We start from the raw sequence: 19,543 nt of genomic DNA, 5'->3' as shown, positions 1-19,543 counted from the left end.
GCAATTATGCAGATGCAGCAATTTCTTTTAGTTGGTTCGAAGAGTAATAAGCAATGCCGGTATGTTTTGGATCTTTTGCCAGGATATACATTGCCTTTGCAACATCTTTCGCTTGTATCCCCAAACCTGCTTTGAATATACTGTTCAGGCCTTCTGCTAAAATGATGCCAATAGATTCGCCTGCTCTTTTTTCTGCACGCTTACCTAATAACAACGATGGACGTAAAACTGAAATGATTGAAATGCCTTTGAATGCTGCCAACTGCTCTTCTACTTCTCCTTTTACTTTGTTATAGAAAATGAAAGAAGAAGCATTCGCCCCCATCGCTGTTACAATCAGAAAATGTGCAGCACCTGCTTTTGCAGCGCAATGAGCCAAAGCCAGTGGAAAGGAATAATCTACTTTTTTAAATTGTTCTTTGCTGCCTGCTTTTTTAATGGTTGTACCCAAACAGCAAAACACATCGGTCACGGCAGGCAAAATAAGTTCATCCAGATTAGCAAAATCTGTTTGTATCGTAACAAGCTTAGGATGATTTACTGTCGTCTGTCCGCGTTGCAGCGAAATAACTTTTGAATAGCGGTCACTATTCAACAACTGATCCAGCAAAGAGCTGCCGACCAATCCTGTTGCCCCTGCAATTAACGCGACGTTTGACATATTATTCTAAGATTACCTTCTGTACTTCCAGTCGATCCGGATAATACACCTTAAAAATATACATTTTTTCTCTATTTATCGCACGAAGTGCTTCATCTAAACTGTCGGTTGAAAAATAATAAAAACCATCTGCTCCCAATACATCGATCTGTGTGTAGCCACCAGATGCAATAACTCTTTTACTGTCAACCTCCTCTATTTGTAACACATCGACATCAATGCTAAGTGGTGTGTAATCACAGGTAATGTCCGGCAATGTTACCCGCGTTGCACTACTTCTGTCCCATCGTGCTTCATCGGTGATCTGGGTCAAGAAGAGCGATTTATCAATGGCAACACCCGTGCAATTCAATCTGCTGTTAACAATTTTTGTTTGTCTCAGCGCAGATATTCCATTGGTTAAACCCGGAGGCAAATTGGTGTTGTTATTGGTGATCGGACTGTTTGTCCAGTTATCATCTGAAACGGTTAAGGCGTAAATAAACACCGGAGCTAAAAAAGTGCCTTGGAAAAAGATCAGTTGATCGCCATCTGCTGATAAACCGAAGAAGCCGCTTACTCCTTTAGTAACAAAACCTAAATCATCGGGAAAGGTTACAATTTCACCTGCTCTTTTACCACCTGCAGGAACTGTGTAAATTAAATAACCTTCTCCTACACGAAATGCAGAAGTGGCTGCATCATAGCCACTGTCTGTAATATGCAGAATGGTACCGGCAGCTACGTTCTTTAAAAAGATAAATGAAAATTGATCCGGATCTTTAAAGTTGTATCCGATAACGGCAACGTCGCCCGGTTGAAGTTGTGTCTGTGCATAGGTGCATGGATAAAAAGACAGCAATGCATAACATAGCCAAAAGAATTTGTTCATAGCATGTGTAAGGCTGGGAGCCTATTGTGTTAGGTTGAATAAAAATTGTTGTGTGTCCGCCGCGGCGGACACACAACAAAAGTATGCTATTGGAAAGATTAGTGTGGTTAACGAATGTTACCAAAAGGATTGAGAGGGATTAACAAAGGTGAAAAAATGCTTTTGGGATCTGGTATTATTTGTAGAACAGAACATGGTGAAGGATACTGCTTCTATACTGGCTTCATACTAATGGGTGGCTAATGACAGGCTAATACCATACACTCTTCATACATAGTTCATACATGCCTCATACTAGGTTCATACATACTTCATACTACCCTCATACTATATCCATACTTAACGCATACTTCCCTCATACTATCGGCATACATAAACCATACTTAAATGACTGTAAAATTAAGGTGGATTTGCAGAAACTTGTTTGAGTAGTGGGTGTTCTGTGCCACAGACCACGGTGAGGGATTGAGGGGTGTTAACAAAAGAGAAAAAATGATTGTTGCTTGAAACAAAGCCTACAAGGTTTTGTTATAGTTAGTAGGTCGGATTTGTGTTCCACAAACTATTAAAACCTTGCGTTAACGGGCAACACTATTTTTTCAATACATTTTACTACATTTGTTTTAATCTTTTTTAAATTCACATTATTCGATTTTCATTTATGAAAATATCCCTCACATTTTTTCTGTCTTTACATTGTATATTTTGTATTCATGCTCAAAACCTGGTACCAAATCCCAGCATTGAATTTTTAACCCCATACAGATGTCCTTATTTAATTGACAACTGGTATTCACCTAATTCAGAAACAACTGATTTTCTAAGTGCTTGCAGTGGACAGACACCTGTAAATTATTTTGGCATTCAAAATCCCTTTGATGGCATCGGCTATTGTGGTATCCGTACCTACTCCGGTCCGGAAGAATGGTCAGTGTATCCTCAATACAGGGAATACCTTGCAGTAAAACTTATTCAGCCCCTTGAAAGAGATTCTAAATACAAGGTAAGTTTTAAATATAGCGTAGCTGAGAATGCAGGTTATACGTGTGACAGACTTGGTATTGTTTTATCGGAAGATCCCATTCAGGGATCTGGTGTGTTAAATTATATGCCACAGATTGAAAATCCCACAGGCATTTTTTTAACAGATTCCGTCAACTGGAACACCATTTCTGGTGATTACATTGCAAACGGAGGAGAACAATTTATTGCCATTGGAAACTTTTATCCCGACAACCAAACCCATGCTATGTATTACAAAGCCAATCCGGGTATATATGCAAAATATTATACATATGTGTATATTGATTATGTAGAAATCGTTAAAGATCCAGACTATATACCATATTTATTAATTCCCAATCTGGTTACTGCCAACGGTGATCAGATGAATGATTCATTTAAAATTTCCACAAATCGGAATTTTACTGCTTTTGAAGTATCTATCTACAATTGCTGGGGCGCAAAAGTCTTTGAGTCAACATCTCAGACTTTCGAGTGGACAGGAGATACGATGGGTGTATATTATTACCAGATCACAACAAATAAAAGTAATACCTATAAAGGGTGGGTGCACGTAATCAAGCAGTGATTACAACAAAGATGGGGAATAACATCAAATTTATTTATATCAGTAATTACTCCAGCGGAGTAATATATCTGTAGAAAACAAACCACCACTAAATCTTCACGCACGGAGCTCCGTCTAGGAGCGACTAACAGCCGTTACGATATGCCGTCCCGCTGGGACTTGTACATAATGTATAAAGGGATTGTTTTTCACTACAGATATTTTGTCCCTAGCGGGACTAATTGTGAAATTTCATTACCAAATTAATTAAACTGCCAACTAGGCCCATATCCAGATATATCTACCAGTATCATTAAAAGTAAAATACTAATTAAGTAATACATAGAAATTAAAACTATTTTAAAAGATATGATTTTTTGATATTCTACTATGTGATATACATAACTAATTAATGCAAATAGCAGATTTAGATACACGCTACAATTATAGATTTCTATAATTGAACCAACATTCATGCAAAGTGTCAATATTGATAAAATAATATTTATTGGAATACTTATATAAAGTAAAATTCCTATTAAATCTTTTTTCATTCCTCACCGTGGCCTGTTGTATATTATAAAAACCTTACTCCCCCGCGCTCTCCTTTTTCTTCCGCAACATCTCTTTCATCACATTACGGGTTGGTGAAACAAGTTCATTCAGACCTTCTTTCATAAAGCCGATGCCATAACCCCACAACTGTGTATAGGCTGCAAGTACGCTTAACGCACCAATGGATATGCTGTTATTTTTCAAGGTCGCATCTATAAAAATGGCTGCGGTATAACATACTAAAAAGAAGAATGACAATAAGCCAATGGATGTATTCAATGCTGCTAATAATACAGTAAGTGAAGAGTACAAGACAAAACACATTGGAAAGAAATGTGTCAGCTTTAATTCTGCCGGTGCAAAGCGGAAAATATTGATTCGTGCGGTACCGAAGAAATGTACCTGCTTGTAGAATTGTTTCAGACTCGTACGGCGTTTATGATATACATAGGCATTTTCAATTAAGCCTACTTTAAAGCCATAGCTCATGATCCGAATGCTAAATTCTATGTCTTCGCCTTTGCGAGTAATGATGTAGCCTTGCGTGCGTAACCATACTTCCTTTGAAATTCCCATATTGAAACTTCGCGGATGGAATACACCTACTCCTTTTTTATTTCCGCGAATACCACCTGTTGTAAACAAGGACGTCATAGAATAACTAATGGCTTTCTGTACCGGTGTAAAAGATGTATCTGCTCTATCCGGACCGCCAAAAGCATCGAGATAGTCTGTGTTCAATCTATCCTCTACTGCTTGCAGGTAATGAGAAGGTATTAAACAATCACTGTCAAAAACAATGAAGTAATCTCCGGAAGCACGCTCGTAAGCGAAGTTGCGTGACAAACCTTGACCGGTGTTTTCTTTGAAAAAATATTTAATGTTTAATTGATCCTGAAACGATTTAACAATCTGCTCAGCAGAATCTGTTGAACCATCTTCAACAACAACAACTTCAAAGTTTGTGTATGTCTGTTTGGTTAAGCTCTCCAGAAGTTCTTTGATCTCTTCCGGACGGTTATAAACCGGTATTACAATGGAATAAAATCTCATGAACCAATTTCTTCTGAAACCAGGTAATCATTTTTCTTATCGGATTGCTGAATCATCATTTCACCGATAAAGCCGGATAAAAACAGCTGCACACCAATGATGATTGCCACTAATGCCAGATAAAACCAGGTATTGTTCACTACATCTCTGTAGTGGCCATCACCTAAATAAATGTGATATAATTTATCTGCAATCAGATACATGGTACTTCCAAAACCAAAGAGAAAAGACAACATGCCCATAGTACCAAAAAAGTGCATCGGGCGCTTTTTAAATTTGCTTACAAAAGAAATAGAAAGTAAATCTAATGGACCATATAGAAAACGTTCCAGACCAAACTTTGTAACGCCGTATTTACGAGCTCTGTGTTCAACTACCTTCTCACCTATTTTATTAAAGCCGTTCCATTTTGCAATGACCGGAATGTATCGGTGCATTTCTCCGTATACATCAACCGATTTAATTACTCTGTTGTGATATGCCTTCAATCCACAGTTGAAATCATTTAACTGTATGCCTGACATAGCACGTGCTGCAGCATTATATAATTTTGTAGGAATTGTTTTACTTAGCGGATCGTAACGCTTCTTTTTCCAGCCAGATACCAAATGATATTTCTCTTCGATAATCATTTTATATAGAGACGGAATTTCGTCCGGACTATCCTGCAGATCCGCATCCATGGTAATAACCACTTCGCCTTTAGCTGCTTTAAATCCTACGTTCAAGCCGGCAGACTTGCCATAGTTTCTATTGAAACGTATTGCATGAATGTTTGAATTTTGCAATGACAACTTTGTAAGTACATCCCAGGAATTATCTGTACTTCCATCGTCAACAAAGATCAGTTCGTACCGATAATTGTTTTTCAGCATCACTTCCCTCAACCACAATTCCAGTTCAGGTAAGGATTCTTCTTCATTATAAAGAGGAATAACAACAGATATATCTTTAGGGTAGTTATTCATTATTGTACACGAGTCAGTTGTTTGTTATTTATTACAGCTACAGCTCTGCCCTTCATCTTTTTGCCAATGAAAGGAGTATTAACCGACTTAGAACGTAAATCTGATTTACTTAGTATCCATTCCTTTTCCGAATCAAAAACAGTCAGGTTTGCTTTTGCTCCTTCTTTGATCTGCGGAAGAGCGATACCTAGTACATTTCTTGGTGCGATGGTAATTTTTTCAATAATTTTTGAAAGCTCCACTTTGGTGTTGTGGGCGTGAACAACGCTAAATAAAGTTTCCATACCGATCATTCCAAAATCAGCCTGATCAAATTCAAGGTCTTTGCATTCTGTATCCTGCGGAATGTGATCCGATACGATCACATCAATTGTCCCATCGTTCAGGTATTTCCAGAATACGTCGATATCTCTTTTGGAACGCAACGGAGGATTTACTTTTAAGTTGGTGTCAAATGAATCCAGTAAGGTATCATCCAACGCCAATTGGTATGATGCAATATCACATGTTACATTCAAGCCTTTTTTCTTCGCTTCTTTAATTAACTCCAATGACTTCGGACTGGAAATATGTGCGAAGTGAATTTTGCCACCTGTATATTCTAAAATAGAAAGATCGCGTTCCACAATGATCTGTTCAGACAATTTCGGAATTCCTTTCAAGCCCAGCATGGTACTGGTCTTACCTTCGTTCATTTGTCCGCCATGGCTCAAATATTTATCTTCTGCATGTTCGATCAATTGTCCGTTGATCGGTTGCAGATATAACAACGCACGTAATAATAAATCCGAATGCCAGATCGGTTTTACACCATCTGTGAATGCCAGTGCGCCTGAAGCATTCATATCCAGAATCTCTGTAAGCTCTTCGCCTTTATTGTTTAGCGTTAAGGCAGCAATGGGATATACATCAACTAATTTCTCTCTTGTTTTTCCTTTAACGTACTCAACCGATTCTTTGCTTTGCATCGGCGGTGTAGTGTTTGGCAATACCGCTATGGCAGTAAATCCGCCTTGCATAGCCGCGTTGCATGCAGAGTGTAGATCTTCTTTGTATTCGTGGCCCGGATCGCCTGTAGTAACACGCATATCCATCCATCCCAACGACACTTTCAACCCTTTTCCTTCTATAATGGTATCTGCCGATAATTCTTTTTCACTTATCTTTTTGATAATTCCGTCTTCAATTAAAATTGAACGGACCTTACCATTCAACTCAGATGTTGAATCGATTATTTCAGCAGAACGGATTACGATACCAGCCATATATTTTTATTTCAGAAATCTCAATAATAGAACCTCAGCCAACAGGAAAAACAATGCTAAAATAATGCAATATTTCCACAATGGCTTGCCATCGCGCAAGCTTTTTAATTCATCAGAAAAATCGATCTGATTTCCAGCATCTAGCACATGAACATTTGATTTACCTTCTGCCCATGCAGACAATTCATCCTTCGATATGGGAGTACAATCTGATTCACCGCGGCCATAGTTAATCGCCAATATAGCTTGTGTACTATCCCCTTGTTTAATAGAATAGAATCCGGAAGTCTTGATCTCATCAGGCAGATCCAGAATAATCTCCCCTTCACGGATATTTTGTATGGGAAGCCACGATAAGGAATCCTTCGTAACCTGTACTTGTGAAAGATTGGTTGATGCAGATTTCACAACAACACTTTGATCGGTTGTTCGGTAATACAACTGATTGCTCTTAGGAAGTGCATTAAAGGCAATGGTATACATTACAGGTACAAAAATAGAATGACGCTGTAACGACGACATTTTATCACTCAGACAACCGCTGAAGACAAAGATGTTTCCTTTACCTGCAGGAATCTGCGTAAGAAACGGAGCGCCTTGCTGATAGCGCAACAATACTGTACCCGGAGAAACGGTTTCGAATAAAGGAATGCTGAATGGCATTTCTGTTAATGACTTTCTTTTATCTGCAAACACATCTTTAAAGAACGGCTGATCGGTATCCGGGAACTGTACATACCATGCCTGCTTAGCTGTGGAATCTACAAGCGATGTAGGTTTAACCAATACAGAGAGTTCTTTCATAAAATCCTGCCAAGCCACCCAATCTGTAGTATTTGGCGGGAACAATGCTACATTGCCTCCTTTGGCTAATACCTGTTTCAAGTTTTGGGCCAGTGCTTTATTTGTGTTCGAATATTCTTCCACAACAACCAGATTCGACTGGTTTAATTTGGAGTAATCGATGGTAGCGTACGAATATGAATTCAATACAAACAGTTTTTCGTTGCTGTATACTTTCGTCAGGTAATTACCACCTGATTGATATAGGTTTGTAACATTAATCGACTGCGCACTATTCAATGTAAAGTAAAAAGAATTGTCAAACGTAATCGGTGAATCATCAAAACGAATCACACCTTTATAAGTTGAATGCTGATCCAACGTAAAATCAAACACTGCTGTTAACTCTTGTCCGCCCGTTACTTCAATCCCAGTAGTACTAACCTGTACATCGTTTATGAGAAGCTTGCAAATCGTTTCACGCTTTCCTTTGCCGTAACCTTTTGCACGCATAAACAATTTATTCGGTTTACCGGCTTGTATAAAAGGTGTTTCAAGCCAGATCGAATCAATCGCAATGTTCAATAATTCTGAACTTTGAATCGGGATATAATGCCAGTTAATTTGAGAGTCGGGTTTGGAAGCAAGCAATTCATTCCAATAACTTTTTTGGAAATCTGAGAATACAAATACATCCTGACTCGACTTGATATTTTTAGAAGCGGAAGAAACGACTCTTCTCTCAATCTCTTTAGCTGTTCTTGATTGTCCGTTATAGTCCAGCTCCGTTAACAGATCCTGATATCCATCGCGGGTGTGGTATTGCCAGTCATTACCTGAAAATTCATTGGTAAATAAACGATATGTTGTAGAAGCGCTGTAGGCATTTGGAAGCTGTTGGGCGAAGCCTGAAGCCTGATCCAGCAATGCAAGCTGATCCGACTCATTCTGCATGCTATATGAATTATCTACATATACCTGAACACTTGAACCAACCGGTGTTTTTTGATTTGAAGTTGCGTTAATAATCGGCTGAGCGAAAGCAAGAACTAGAAATGTAATGAATAGAATACGAGCTAATAACGTAAGCCAATGTTTGATGCGGCGGGCTGAAGATTGTTGCTGAATGATTTCTCGTAAAAATGCCACATTGGTAAAAATCATCTTCTTGGGCCTCTGCAAATCAAATAGATGCAAAGCGATGGGTATTGCAATAGCTAAAAGGCCAAATAAAAAGAATGGATTCAGAAAGGTCATAACAGACAAATCTATAAAATTTATCAGAGTTTGGCTATTTAAAGAATCAAATACTAAAAAAATTGAATATTTCAGGTTAAATACGTAGTTTCATGCCTTATTAATTAACAATTTAAACATCACATGTTTTATGAATAAATACATGAAGTATTCAATCGTTGCTCTTTCGGCTGCCTCTTTATTTATAGGTGTTTCCGCTTTTACTGGAGCTAAAGATGAAAAACAAGAAGATAAAGGTCAGTATGTAGTGATTGATGTCTATGAGTTGCCTGCTTACGAAGATAAAGGTCTTCACGTACATTACGGTAATGGAAAAACTGAATTCTTTCCATATGCAAATGAAATGAAAGATCATCATATAGATGATAACGGTGACTTACTTGTAAAAACATTAAACAAATTAGATAGCGAAGGATACGAAGTTGTTTCTACTGCTGGTGGTTTGGGCGATAAGTCAGGTTTCATTACGAAAGTATTCTTGAGATTGAAGAAATAAGTACGGAGTATAGAGTATTAAGTACAGAGTATTAAAAAGCGAATGTTCAGAAATGGGCATTCGCTTTTTAATATTTCTTAATCGGATTACAAATCCTTTTTATCTGGCTTCTGGATTACAAATCCAGAAGAGCTTCGTTACAAATCCCTTAAAAATAGTCTTAGCCCAAAGTGAGTTGAAGTTTTATAATAACCTCAGTCTGTAAACATGGATATTGCCTCGGTCAGGAAACAAGCACGCATGTGAAGAATATTTTATTCTATTATAAGAATTATAGTAGTTATTTTAAGGAGTAATAAGCAGTTAGTAGTTGGCCGAAAAGGCACAACAACGGCGAGAACAGAGGTTATCAGCTGAGGTAACTTAACATCACAGAGTACCGGGTTGTTGGCCGATGGCACAACAATGGGTTGAGTAGTGGTTAGGTAAGTAAGGTAAACACTAGCATTCGTATAACCGGATATAAACAAAAAAACGGACAGTGGAAGCTGTCCGTTTTTGTTTATCCATAAAGTTGATTAATCTTTTCGCAATCTCAGGATCATGTTGCGCTGTAATGTATATCCCTGAATTGGATTCAATGCCATGATCTGTTCAACCGTTATACCATGCGCATAAGCAATGTTCTCAAGGGTATCTCCTTCTTTCACCAGGTATTCATTGGCTGTAGGCTGATGGATGCCAATTTTTACTTTTACCAATTGGTTTACATAAATAGTATCGTATGAGAAATTATTCAATGTCTTAATTTCAGCAACTGTCATGTGGTACAATTTACCAATTGAGAATAAGGTATTTTTAGGAGCTACTTTATACAAATCTTCACCTTCTTTCAATGAAACCTTTTGACTTTTCTTTAATTCAATATTTTTAGAGATCTCAACATTCTTCTCTGCTATGATTTCATTCTTCTCAGCGATATCAATGTTGTTTCTATTCATAGACTCATCTACAGCAGCATTTTTAGCAGCAAGGTTGTTGTAGTATTTCTTGTTCTTCTTCTCATCTTTCAGGGTCATAGACTCAGTCATAGAAACCTGCGCAATGATGTCGTTATCGCCTACGTTACGTTTCACTCTTAATGGTGTAAATGGTATGACATCATCTGAAGTTAATGCGTTTATTTCACGTATTTCTTCAACTGTCATATTGAATTTTTTAGCGATCGCGTAAATTGTAGTTTGCGGTTCAACAACATAGGTCATGTTCTTCGTTTCATAACCAACACCGCCAAGAATATAAAACTCTACACGTCTGTTTAGCTGTCTGCCGATCTCATTATCATTCGAAGTCAACGGTCTTTCTTTACCCAATGGGTTCATTACAATACGAGAACGGTCTACCCCATGACTCACCAGATAATCAATTGCAGCCTGACCACGTTTTTCAGATAGTACACGATTGTATGTATCTGTACCCAAACCATCTGTATTTGCATTCAATTCAATTTGTATCTGAGGATTGTGGCTTGCATAAGCTACCAGATCATCGAGTGTTTTCGTTGCTTCCGGTCTGAGTTCAGCCTGATTAAAATCAAAATAAATATTTTCAAACAATTTTCTGTTTGCAGCTACGGTAGATGACAGTACCATAACGGTATCCACAGAATATGTAATTTGTTGTGTAACCTTTGAATTCTTTTCGATCAATACAACTTTGTAACTTTTATCAGCAGGTAAGTTATCAAATCTGAAAACCCCTTCACTGTTTGTTTTCGTTACTTTAAGATGTGTATCGTGTTCGTCTGTTAGAGCCACTTCAACATTAGCAGCCTTCTCTCCTTTGTCATTTACAATGGTACCTACCACCGCAATGCTTTTAACATCTGCCGGAATAGAGTCTACATCGATCTTACTTATTACAGCTTCTTCTTTTGGTATAATATTGAATTTATAAATATCATCGTTACCTACACCGCCTTGTCTGTTAGAAGACAGGTAACCGAATTTATTTCCCAATACAAAATAGAAATCATCGCGGTGAGAGTTAAAGGGCATTCCGATGTTTTTAGACGTTTCAAAATTGTCTTCTTCTTTCGCAACAAAAATATCCAAACCTCCAAAACCTTCATGTCCATTGGATGCAAAATACAACAAACGATCTTCAGCATAATATCTTGGCGACATATCTGTAAAGATGGTATTGACACCTTGTCCTAAGTTAGATGCAGGTCCCCAGTTATCATTTTTAGTACATGTAGAGAACCAGATGTCGTGCATACCAATACCACCGGGACGTTTAGACGTAAAGAACAAAATATTACCATCCGGAGAAACAGAAGGTTGACTATTCCACTGGCCTTTCATATTGATATTTTCGTTCAGACGAACAGGTGCAGTCCATTGTCCAGCTGCATCTTTTGTCATTACATAAATAACACAGTTGTATTCTTCGTAATTGCCAATGATTATTTTTTCATCGCAACGTGTAAAATAAAATTTCTTACCGTCTCCTGTAAATGAACCTGGACTCTCATTGTAAATAGAGTTTGCTAACACAAAATTATCTTCCGGTACATACGGCACCCAATTGGTGCCATCGTAAATAAAACGATAGGTATCACTTAAATTTCCACCAAGCATGTTGTTACTTACGTGCCCCGTTGCTCCTTCTCTGGAAGAAGTTAATGCTATGATGGAATCCGTTTGTCCAACAATAACCGGAGAATATTCTGAATAAATGGTATTGATCGGTTCAGGCATGCAATGAAACGTATAATCGCGCTGCGGTTTACTCATTTCTTCTCTAGCCAACGTCAAACCGACAATTGCTTTACGAGCACGATCTTTATATTCTTCGGCCGCTAACGTTGTTTCTTTATATTCGTTAACGAACAGTTTGAATTGGGCCTGAGCATCTTCATAATCGCCGTTATCCCTTAGGGTAATTGCATACCAAAAACGAGCCAGCGGGTATTCCAGTAAAGCTTTGGCAATAATTATTTTATAATATTTTTCAGCGGATGCATAATCAAAATACTCGCGATACGATTCAGCGAGTCTGTATACACAATAATAGTTATTGGGTTCTACATCAACAACCAGCTTATATTCCTGGGCAGCAAGATAATATTCATATCTAGAGAAATGCTCATCCCCTTTAATTTGAGATGCATGCGTTTTACCTGCACCCTTCTTTTTCTGGGCATATAGAGGCATTGCAGTACAAGCTGCAAGAACCAAAATTGCTATGAGTGAAAATACCTTTTTCATGATATGCTTTAATTAAACGGACAAACTCAACGATACGTTGCTTTAGATCCTTGGAGTTTGATACACACGATGTACTTTTTCAATTCTAGGTGACATAATTTTAATTGAAATCTCATATGCACCCGCGCCTTTGGATGTAGACGTTTGTCTGAGGGTTGAGCTATTTAAATCATAACTTAAGCCAAACGTATAAAATTTATTTCCAAAACCAATTGAACCTATAAAGGAATCCTTTACACGATACCATGTACCTGCAAATAACTTCGTAGGTAAAACCGTATTTGTTTCGGCATTGCCAAACGAATAAGTACCGTACAAACCAACATTGATCTGCATGGAAGCGTTTTGCATAGCGATCAATGCATTCGGAGAAATATTCCATGAAGAATTGAATGAATATTCACCGCCAAGTATAAATTTATTCAAAACCGGCAAGGCACTTTTTTGATCTCCAATAACAGATTCGTTGGGCCTGTTAAAGTGATACGCCGAATAGCCTGCATAAAAACTCTTACCTACTTCCGTTATATTTCGTCGCGGATTGTGGTAGTACACGGCGCCAAAATTAACATCCATATAAGTTTTAGAAGATACGAAATTATATTCCCCCGAAGGAATATTTGAATCGTATCCATTGGAAACATCAAACTGAGACCCCCACTGTCCTTTAGTAAAATCAATGGTTTTCTGCAATATACCAATTTGAATACCTGTAAGAATATGATTTTTTTCGTCGAGGCGAATTACATAGGAACCCGTGATGTTCGCTCCAGTATTTACTAAGCCGATCTCGCCTGCTTTGTTTTGAAAAACAGAAACACCGATGCCTCCGAGGTTAACACTTTTATCTGAAGACTTGTATATAGGAGCGATAAGTGATACTTGATTTGTAGTATATGGAGTAATGATACTTTTCCATTGTACTCTAGAGTTAAAACCAAGGCTCACTGTAGGTTCAGCGGCAGCTAAGGCAGGATTCAAATATAATCCGGATGCATAATATTGAGAAAAAATAGCGTCCTGTCCCACCGTTGCAAAAATCAACGTGAAAAAAGTTAGGTAAACACTACATGCAATTTTTTTAATCATATATTTAGTTAACCTGTTCTAAAAGCATTAATTCATAATTAAATTTATGTTAATAACTTTTACTAGGTATACGTAATGCCAAATAATGGTTTACATATTAAAGCATCTCAATTCACTTAAAAACAGTATCCAAAATTTGAAATTCATACATAAATACAAAAAAATATCTGCAAATCAATCAATTTAATGGTTTTGTATAAAAAAAATCCACAGGGGAATAATTCCAAATAGTGTATTTTAAACACATCTAAAACCTGAGAACGAAATTTTCGTATCTTGTAAGATCAAGTTCCCGACTTTAATGAGATATTTAACTCACATATCGCGTGTATTTTTAGCAGTATTGTTTGTTGTTTTAATAAGTTTTACAACTTATTCAGCAGCTCCAATCGTTGTGTCTATTAAAGTAAATGGAGTCACAATCATTCCGGGGCCTTCTAAAACAGTAAATGTATGTTTTAACTCTGTTTACAACTTACAAGCTTCAAACACTTCTCCAACACCACCTACAGGAATAAATATTCCTACTGAATGGCAAAACTTAGATTCACTACGTGGACAAACCGGAGATCAAATAAATACTCCAGATGCAGGCAGATGGGTCGCAACCATCAAGTATTACAATACTTCGACATCTACATGGACAATAGCATCGGATACAGTTAAGCTCGTGTATGCTACCACTTCAACTTTGCAGATCACGACAACAGCCGGTGTACCTATTGCAGCTACGAACATTTATATATGCGGATTGAAGGACAGCACCTTTTTAGCAAGTCCCAATCATACAGATTATAAATGGTATAAAAACAGTACTTCAAATCTGGTGGGCACATCAAATTCTCTTGTCTTCACAACAGCATTATTAAGTAGTTCAGAACCTACGACCTCCTTTTTTGTTACAGCAACAAATTCATTTGGCTGTGAGGTAACTGCTCAGAAAAATTTCCGTCGCGACAATTCATTTTCAGTAAACCTTGGACCGGACCTTGTTAAATGTTCAGGCACAAATGTATCTCTTTCATCACCTACTTCTCCGACGGGTATATTGTATTCGTATAAATGGAACACCGGTCAAACCACTACATCCATTGTTGTAAACACCAGCGGTACCTATTCGCTTGTTGTTACAAACAGCGGAACAAAATGTCCACAATCCGATACCGTAAAAGTCGCGTTTAATGCTGCTCCGATTGTAAAAATTACCAAAGACACTACTATTTGTAACGGTACTTCTGTTCAACTCAATGCAACCGTAACAAACGGCACAGGTACATACACCTATGCATGGACAGCCAATTCAGATCTTTCTGCTACGAATATAAGCAATCCGGTTGCGACCCCTTCAATAGTAGGTTTGAACACCTATTCAGTTATTGTATCAGATCCGATGGGCTGTGGAGGTGCAAGCTCTGTATCAACTAAAATCACACAATTAGCTCCTTTTGTAAATCCATATTTTGGTTTAGATCCGGGAAATGATACAGTAGTCTGTTTCAACTCTCCGGCTAAATTAAACCCAACTATTTTAACACCGTCTTACCCATCCACCTACACCTGGAAGTGGTCGCCCATAACAGGCTTAAGTGATGCAAATATCAAAAATCCTACAGCAACTCTTAATACAGCCGGTGTATTTAAATACGTTGTAACAGCAACAGATGGCAGAGGTTGTAAATTAAAAGATTCGTTAAATGTGACAAACCTTTTTGAATTAACTACTACAACCAATTTTACAGATACGCTAAGCTGCGTAGATACCCCCATTGTTTTAGAAGCTTTTGCAACCGGGGGATCCGGAGGCGGATACATATATAATTTCACTCCGGCACAAGGAGTAATCTCGGGAAACCAATTGAACATTTCTTTAAAAGACAGTACCTATTTAATATCTGTAAGTACCACAGATGGAGATGGCTGTGTAAGTCCTGCTGTACCAGTAAATCTGGTTGGGTATCGGCCGTATATTCAAATTGCTTCCGGATCTGATACCATTGGATATGGCGGCAACCCGCTTGTGTTAAAAGCAGACATTCATAATAAGCCCAGTGTAACGGTAGTTTGGTACGAGGTATTTACCCACTCAATCATAGCATACGGATTAGAGTATACATCTACTTCTGATGAATCTGTGTATGCATTTGCAACAGACAATTTTTACACATGTACAAACAGTGATACGGTAAATATTACACACAGACTTGAAGATCTTCACGCATTATTTATTCCGAATGTATTTTCGCCTCAGGCTACAAACCCCGAGAATAAACAGTTAAAGGTATATGGCACATTGATTCAGGAAAACGGTTTCAATTTCAGAATTTACAATCAATGGGGACAATTGGTCTACCATACAACATCTTTTGTTGAAGCCAATTCTACCGGCTGGGCGGGCGATATAAAAAGCAACGAGGGCAAACAATCCAATAACGTATATACCTATACGGTTGAAGGTAAATTTTTTGATGGCCTCACATTCAACAAAACAGGTACAGCAACCATGCTGCACTAAATTCAGGTATTTAATACATCATTGCTACAGGGTGTTTAATTTGTATTAAATACTTAGTATTTTTGTTTATGATGTACAGGCAGCTACTGGCTATTTTATTTATATTTCTATCAAACGCATCTTTTGCTCAGATAGACAAAGAATTTTGGTTTGCTGCTCCTTATGTGAACCCAACAAACGGGCGAGTGCCTGTTTATATTCGTTTTCAGTCATTCGATGCTGCAGCAACCATAACAGTTGACATTCCTGCAAAGAGCAGCTTTACTCCTATTCAGATTCAACTAGCGGCCAATAGTGCTTATTCACTCGATATTTCATCCTGGCTGAATCAAATTGAAAACGAGCAAACCAATGTTGCATTACCCAATGGCTTGCATATTGTTTCAACAAATGAAATATATATTTACTATGAAGTCTATGGAGCCAGCAGCTATGCACCTGGAACAAATAGTGATTTGTTTGCATTCAAAGGCCGGAATGCTTTGGGAACAGAATTTTACACACCGTTTCAAACCCGGTTTGATAACTATCCAGGTATCAATGCCCGTGCTACCTTTGACATTGTAGCTACGGAAGATAATACACACATTACCATTACTCCGACTACTCCCATCATTGGTCATATACCATTGGTACCATTTACGATTACGTTAAACAAAGGTGAAACGTGGAGTTGTCAGGCGTTTTACATCGAAGCAATCAATAGACCTACCGGTTCTCATATCAGCTCAGACAAACCAATTGGTGTGACCGTAAAAGATGATTCTATGTTTAAAGGAAATAACTGGGATCTGGGAGGTGATCAACTAATTCCCGTTTCTCAGCTTGGCACAGAATACATTGTTATACGACATATATTGAATACGCAAACAGGAAACGATTTTGCATACATACTTGCAACCGAAGACAATACTGAAATTTTTACAAAAGGAAATCCAACTCCAATTACAACACTTAATAAAGGAGCACAAGTGGAGATCGAAATTTTGGAGACTATGTATATTACATCTTCGAAGCCTATATATGTATTGCATGTTACCGGATTCGGTGATGAGTTAGCCGAAGCAATTCTACCGCAGATCAATTGTACAGGATCTAAGGAGGTAGGCTTTATCCGCTCGAACGATGAAAATCTTGTATTGAATATTTTAACACGAAGCGGATCCGAAGGAAGTTTTGTATTAAACGGCAGTACAACCTTTGTGAAAGCTACCGATTTTAGCGTTGTTCCCGGATCAAGCAATTGGCTATTTGCAAGCATTGAATATTCTGATACACAAATTCCTGCACTCAAAGCAAACCTATTAAAAAACACAAGCGGATATTTTCATTTAGGACTTATGAATGGTTTGCCCGATAAGACCGGATTCCGTTATGGATATTTTTCTGATTTTGGTTTTACAAAACTAGGTTCAGATACAATTATTTGTTCCAATTCATCTATTGAACTCTCTGCGGGAATACAAAAGGACAGTTATTTGTGGTCACCTAATGGAGAAACAACTGCAAAGATTTTCACACAGGATTCCGGTACCTATTCTGTAATTGTAAAAAAAGAAAACTGTCCATTTAAAGATACCATCCACATTGGATTCTTTCCTCCGTCAGGGTCGATCATTGTAAACGACGACGACAGTATTTGTAGAAATACAAGCTTAACAATAAAAACATACCCTGATTTCAGCAACTTCAACTGGTCTAACGGCGCTACCACGGATAGTATTGTTGTATCCAATCAAAATACCTACAAGATCACGGCAACAGATATGTATGGATGTACTGTTAAAGATTCTGTTCAAATCAGTATACTGCCTCTTCCTCACGGTACCATCAACCATTTACCCGGAGATGAAAAATTATTTTGTTCTACAACACAGATTGATTTAATTGCACCATCAAACTACTCCAGATACGAATGGTTTGATGGAAGTTTCAATCAACATCTGCAAACCGTAAAAACGGAAGATGGAATGTATTGGGTTAGATTGACAGATAGTTTAGGCTGTATAAATAAAATTTCAACAGAAATTGATTGCTCTATATACATTGAAGTATATAATTTAATTACTCCCAATGGAGATGGCATGAATGACTTTTTTGAAATTAAAGATCTGCAAAAAAATACCTATGCATTAAAAATATATAATTCATGGGGAGCATTGGTTTATTCAAATGACAATTACAACAACGACTGGACTACAGATCCATTAGAATATGGCGTCTATTATTTCAGTTTAACACATCATAAAAATAAAAAGAACTTTAAAGGTTGGCTGCATGTGCTTCATTAAAAATAAAATACTCTTTTTTTTATTCCTGCTTTTTACAACACTTCAATTGCAGGCAATACCCAGAACTCCCGATACTGTAATGGTTGGCAGTTACATCTTGAGTTTGCATGATATCAATTTTCATGATAAAGAATATACCATGCGCTTTTGGTTGTGGTTTTTACATAATAATCCAAACTTCGATTTTACCAATCAGGTAGAAGTACCCAATGCAAAAAACATTGAGAAGCCGGATGTACTGGTTGATACGATCAATGGAAAAACGTGGGTATTGATGAAAATGAAATCTGTAATGAAGCAATCATGGAACGTCAATGATTACCCGTTTGATGAACAGAATATTGTTGTATCGATCGAAAATACCATGTACGATAAAAACTGGCTGGTATATCAAGTTGATTCGGTTGGAAGTAGCTTTGCTCCTACTATGAATGTTGACGGCTGGAAAATAAAAGATTTCCATGTGATGCGTGGCACCAATGAATACAATACTTCTTTTGGCGATCCACGGGTTAAAAATTCTAAATCCGAATACGACACATTTAATATCAAAATGACCTTAGAGCGCGATGCAATGGGGCTGTTCATGAAGATCTTTTTGGGGATGTACATTGCATTCTTTATTGGCAGTATCAGTTTCTTTATTGATGTGAAAGAAGTCGAATCACGCTTTGCCTTACCTGTAGGTGGTCTGTTTGCTGCAGTGGGTAATAAATACATTATTGATTCTTTATTACCTGAAACATCCGACTATACATTGGTTGACACCTTACATTCAATCACATTTCTATTCATCTTCTTCACTATATTTCTAAATGCTTATTGTGTGAAATTATATGAACAAAAAAAGCTTAAAAAAGCGCACGATTTAAATCATTACGGTTCACGAGTTATGATTTCAATATATATATCATTAAATATATTCTTTGTTTCGATGGCTGCATTCTTTTAATAATTATA

At 37.5% G+C, this 19,543-nt stretch carries 13 protein-coding genes; 5 read left to right on the top strand and 8 right to left on the bottom strand.

Features of this window, described 5'->3' with window-relative positions:
- Nucleotides 1-4: 4 nt before the first annotated feature.
- A complete protein-coding gene (locus A3EE_RS0118500; RefSeq protein WP_018344935.1) occupies nt 5-661 on the bottom strand; it encodes an NAD-dependent epimerase/dehydratase family protein in 657 nt (218 codons plus the stop codon).
- A 1-nt stretch (nt 662) separates the two neighbouring features.
- The gene (locus A3EE_RS0118495) at nt 663-1,532 is read right to left on the bottom strand and encodes a hypothetical protein (RefSeq protein WP_018344934.1); all 870 of its coding nucleotides are present in this window, start codon (nt 1,530-1,532) and stop codon (nt 663-665) included.
- 661 nt (nt 1,533-2,193) lie between these two features.
- Between A3EE_RS0118495 and A3EE_RS0118490 the strand changes: the two genes are divergently transcribed.
- A complete protein-coding gene (locus A3EE_RS0118490; RefSeq protein WP_018344933.1) occupies nt 2,194-3,123 on the top strand; it encodes a T9SS type B sorting domain-containing protein in 930 nt (309 codons plus the stop codon).
- A 567-nt stretch (nt 3,124-3,690) separates the two neighbouring features.
- Here the strand turns inward: A3EE_RS0118490 and A3EE_RS0118485 are convergent.
- Genes A3EE_RS0118485 through A3EE_RS0118470 form a run of 4 tightly spaced genes read right to left on the bottom strand, consistent with a single transcriptional unit; the run spans nt 3,691 to nt 8,983 of the window.
- A complete protein-coding gene (locus tag A3EE_RS0118485) occupies nt 3,691-4,710 on the bottom strand; it encodes a glycosyltransferase family 2 protein (RefSeq protein ID WP_018344932.1) in 1,020 nt (339 codons plus the stop codon).
- On the bottom strand, nt 4,707-5,678 hold the full coding sequence (locus tag A3EE_RS0118480) for a glycosyltransferase family 2 protein (RefSeq protein ID WP_018344931.1): 972 nt from the start codon (nt 5,676-5,678) through the stop codon (nt 4,707-4,709). Before A3EE_RS0118480 ends, A3EE_RS0118485 begins: the two co-directional genes overlap by 4 nt.
- Entirely contained in the window at nt 5,678-6,943 is a 1,266-nt protein-coding gene (locus A3EE_RS0118475) for a dihydroorotase (protein WP_018344930.1), read from the bottom strand. Before A3EE_RS0118475 ends, A3EE_RS0118480 begins: the two co-directional genes overlap by 1 nt.
- A gap of 6 nt (nt 6,944-6,949) precedes the next feature.
- Nucleotides 6,950-8,983 (bottom strand): BatA domain-containing protein, encoded by a 2,034-nt coding sequence (locus tag A3EE_RS0118470; protein WP_033418287.1) that lies wholly within the window; start codon nt 8,981-8,983, stop codon nt 6,950-6,952.
- Between the two features lie 142 nt (nt 8,984-9,125).
- On the opposite strand from A3EE_RS0118470, the gene A3EE_RS0118465 reads away from it, so the two are divergent.
- Nucleotides 9,126-9,479 carry a hypothetical protein gene (locus tag A3EE_RS0118465; RefSeq protein ID WP_245553862.1) on the top strand — a complete coding sequence of 118 codons (354 nt, stop codon included), beginning with the start codon at nt 9,126-9,128 and terminating at the stop codon, nt 9,477-9,479.
- Between the two features lie 518 nt (nt 9,480-9,997).
- On the opposite strand, the gene A3EE_RS0118460 is transcribed toward A3EE_RS0118465, so the two are convergent.
- Nucleotides 9,998-12,691, bottom strand: a complete 2,694-nt coding sequence (locus A3EE_RS0118460) for a LysM peptidoglycan-binding domain-containing protein (protein WP_018344926.1) — start codon at nt 12,689-12,691, stop codon at nt 9,998-10,000.
- Between the two features lie 42 nt (nt 12,692-12,733).
- Nucleotides 12,734-13,780, bottom strand: a complete 1,047-nt coding sequence (locus A3EE_RS0118455; RefSeq protein ID WP_018344925.1) for a PorP/SprF family type IX secretion system membrane protein — start codon at nt 13,778-13,780, stop codon at nt 12,734-12,736.
- 301 nt (nt 13,781-14,081) lie between these two features.
- Here A3EE_RS0118455 and A3EE_RS0118450 point away from each other — a divergent pair, with 301 nt between their 5' ends.
- The 3 genes from A3EE_RS0118450 (at nt 14,082) to A3EE_RS0118440 (ending at nt 19,535) form a co-directional block, all read left to right on the top strand.
- Nucleotides 14,082-16,292 (top strand): T9SS type B sorting domain-containing protein, encoded by a 2,211-nt coding sequence (locus A3EE_RS0118450; protein ID WP_018344924.1) that lies wholly within the window; start codon nt 14,082-14,084, stop codon nt 16,290-16,292.
- Nucleotides 16,293-16,360: 68 nt separating this feature from the next.
- Entirely contained in the window at nt 16,361-18,583 is a 2,223-nt protein-coding gene (locus A3EE_RS0118445) for a gliding motility-associated C-terminal domain-containing protein (protein ID WP_018344923.1), read from the top strand.
- Complete coding sequence (locus A3EE_RS0118440; RefSeq protein ID WP_018344922.1) at nt 18,570-19,535, top strand: ligand-gated ion channel; 966 nt, start codon at nt 18,570-18,572, stop codon at nt 19,533-19,535. Before A3EE_RS0118445 ends, A3EE_RS0118440 begins: the two co-directional genes overlap by 14 nt.
- Nucleotides 19,536-19,543: the final 8 nt, after the last annotated feature.

The organism is Cytophaga aurantiaca DSM 3654, from assembly GCF_000379725.1.
GTDB lineage: Bacteria > Bacteroidota > Bacteroidia > Cytophagales > Cytophagaceae > Cytophaga > Cytophaga aurantiaca.
Note: the sequence above shows the minus strand (reverse complement) of the source record. Positions and strands in the feature narration are given on the sequence as shown.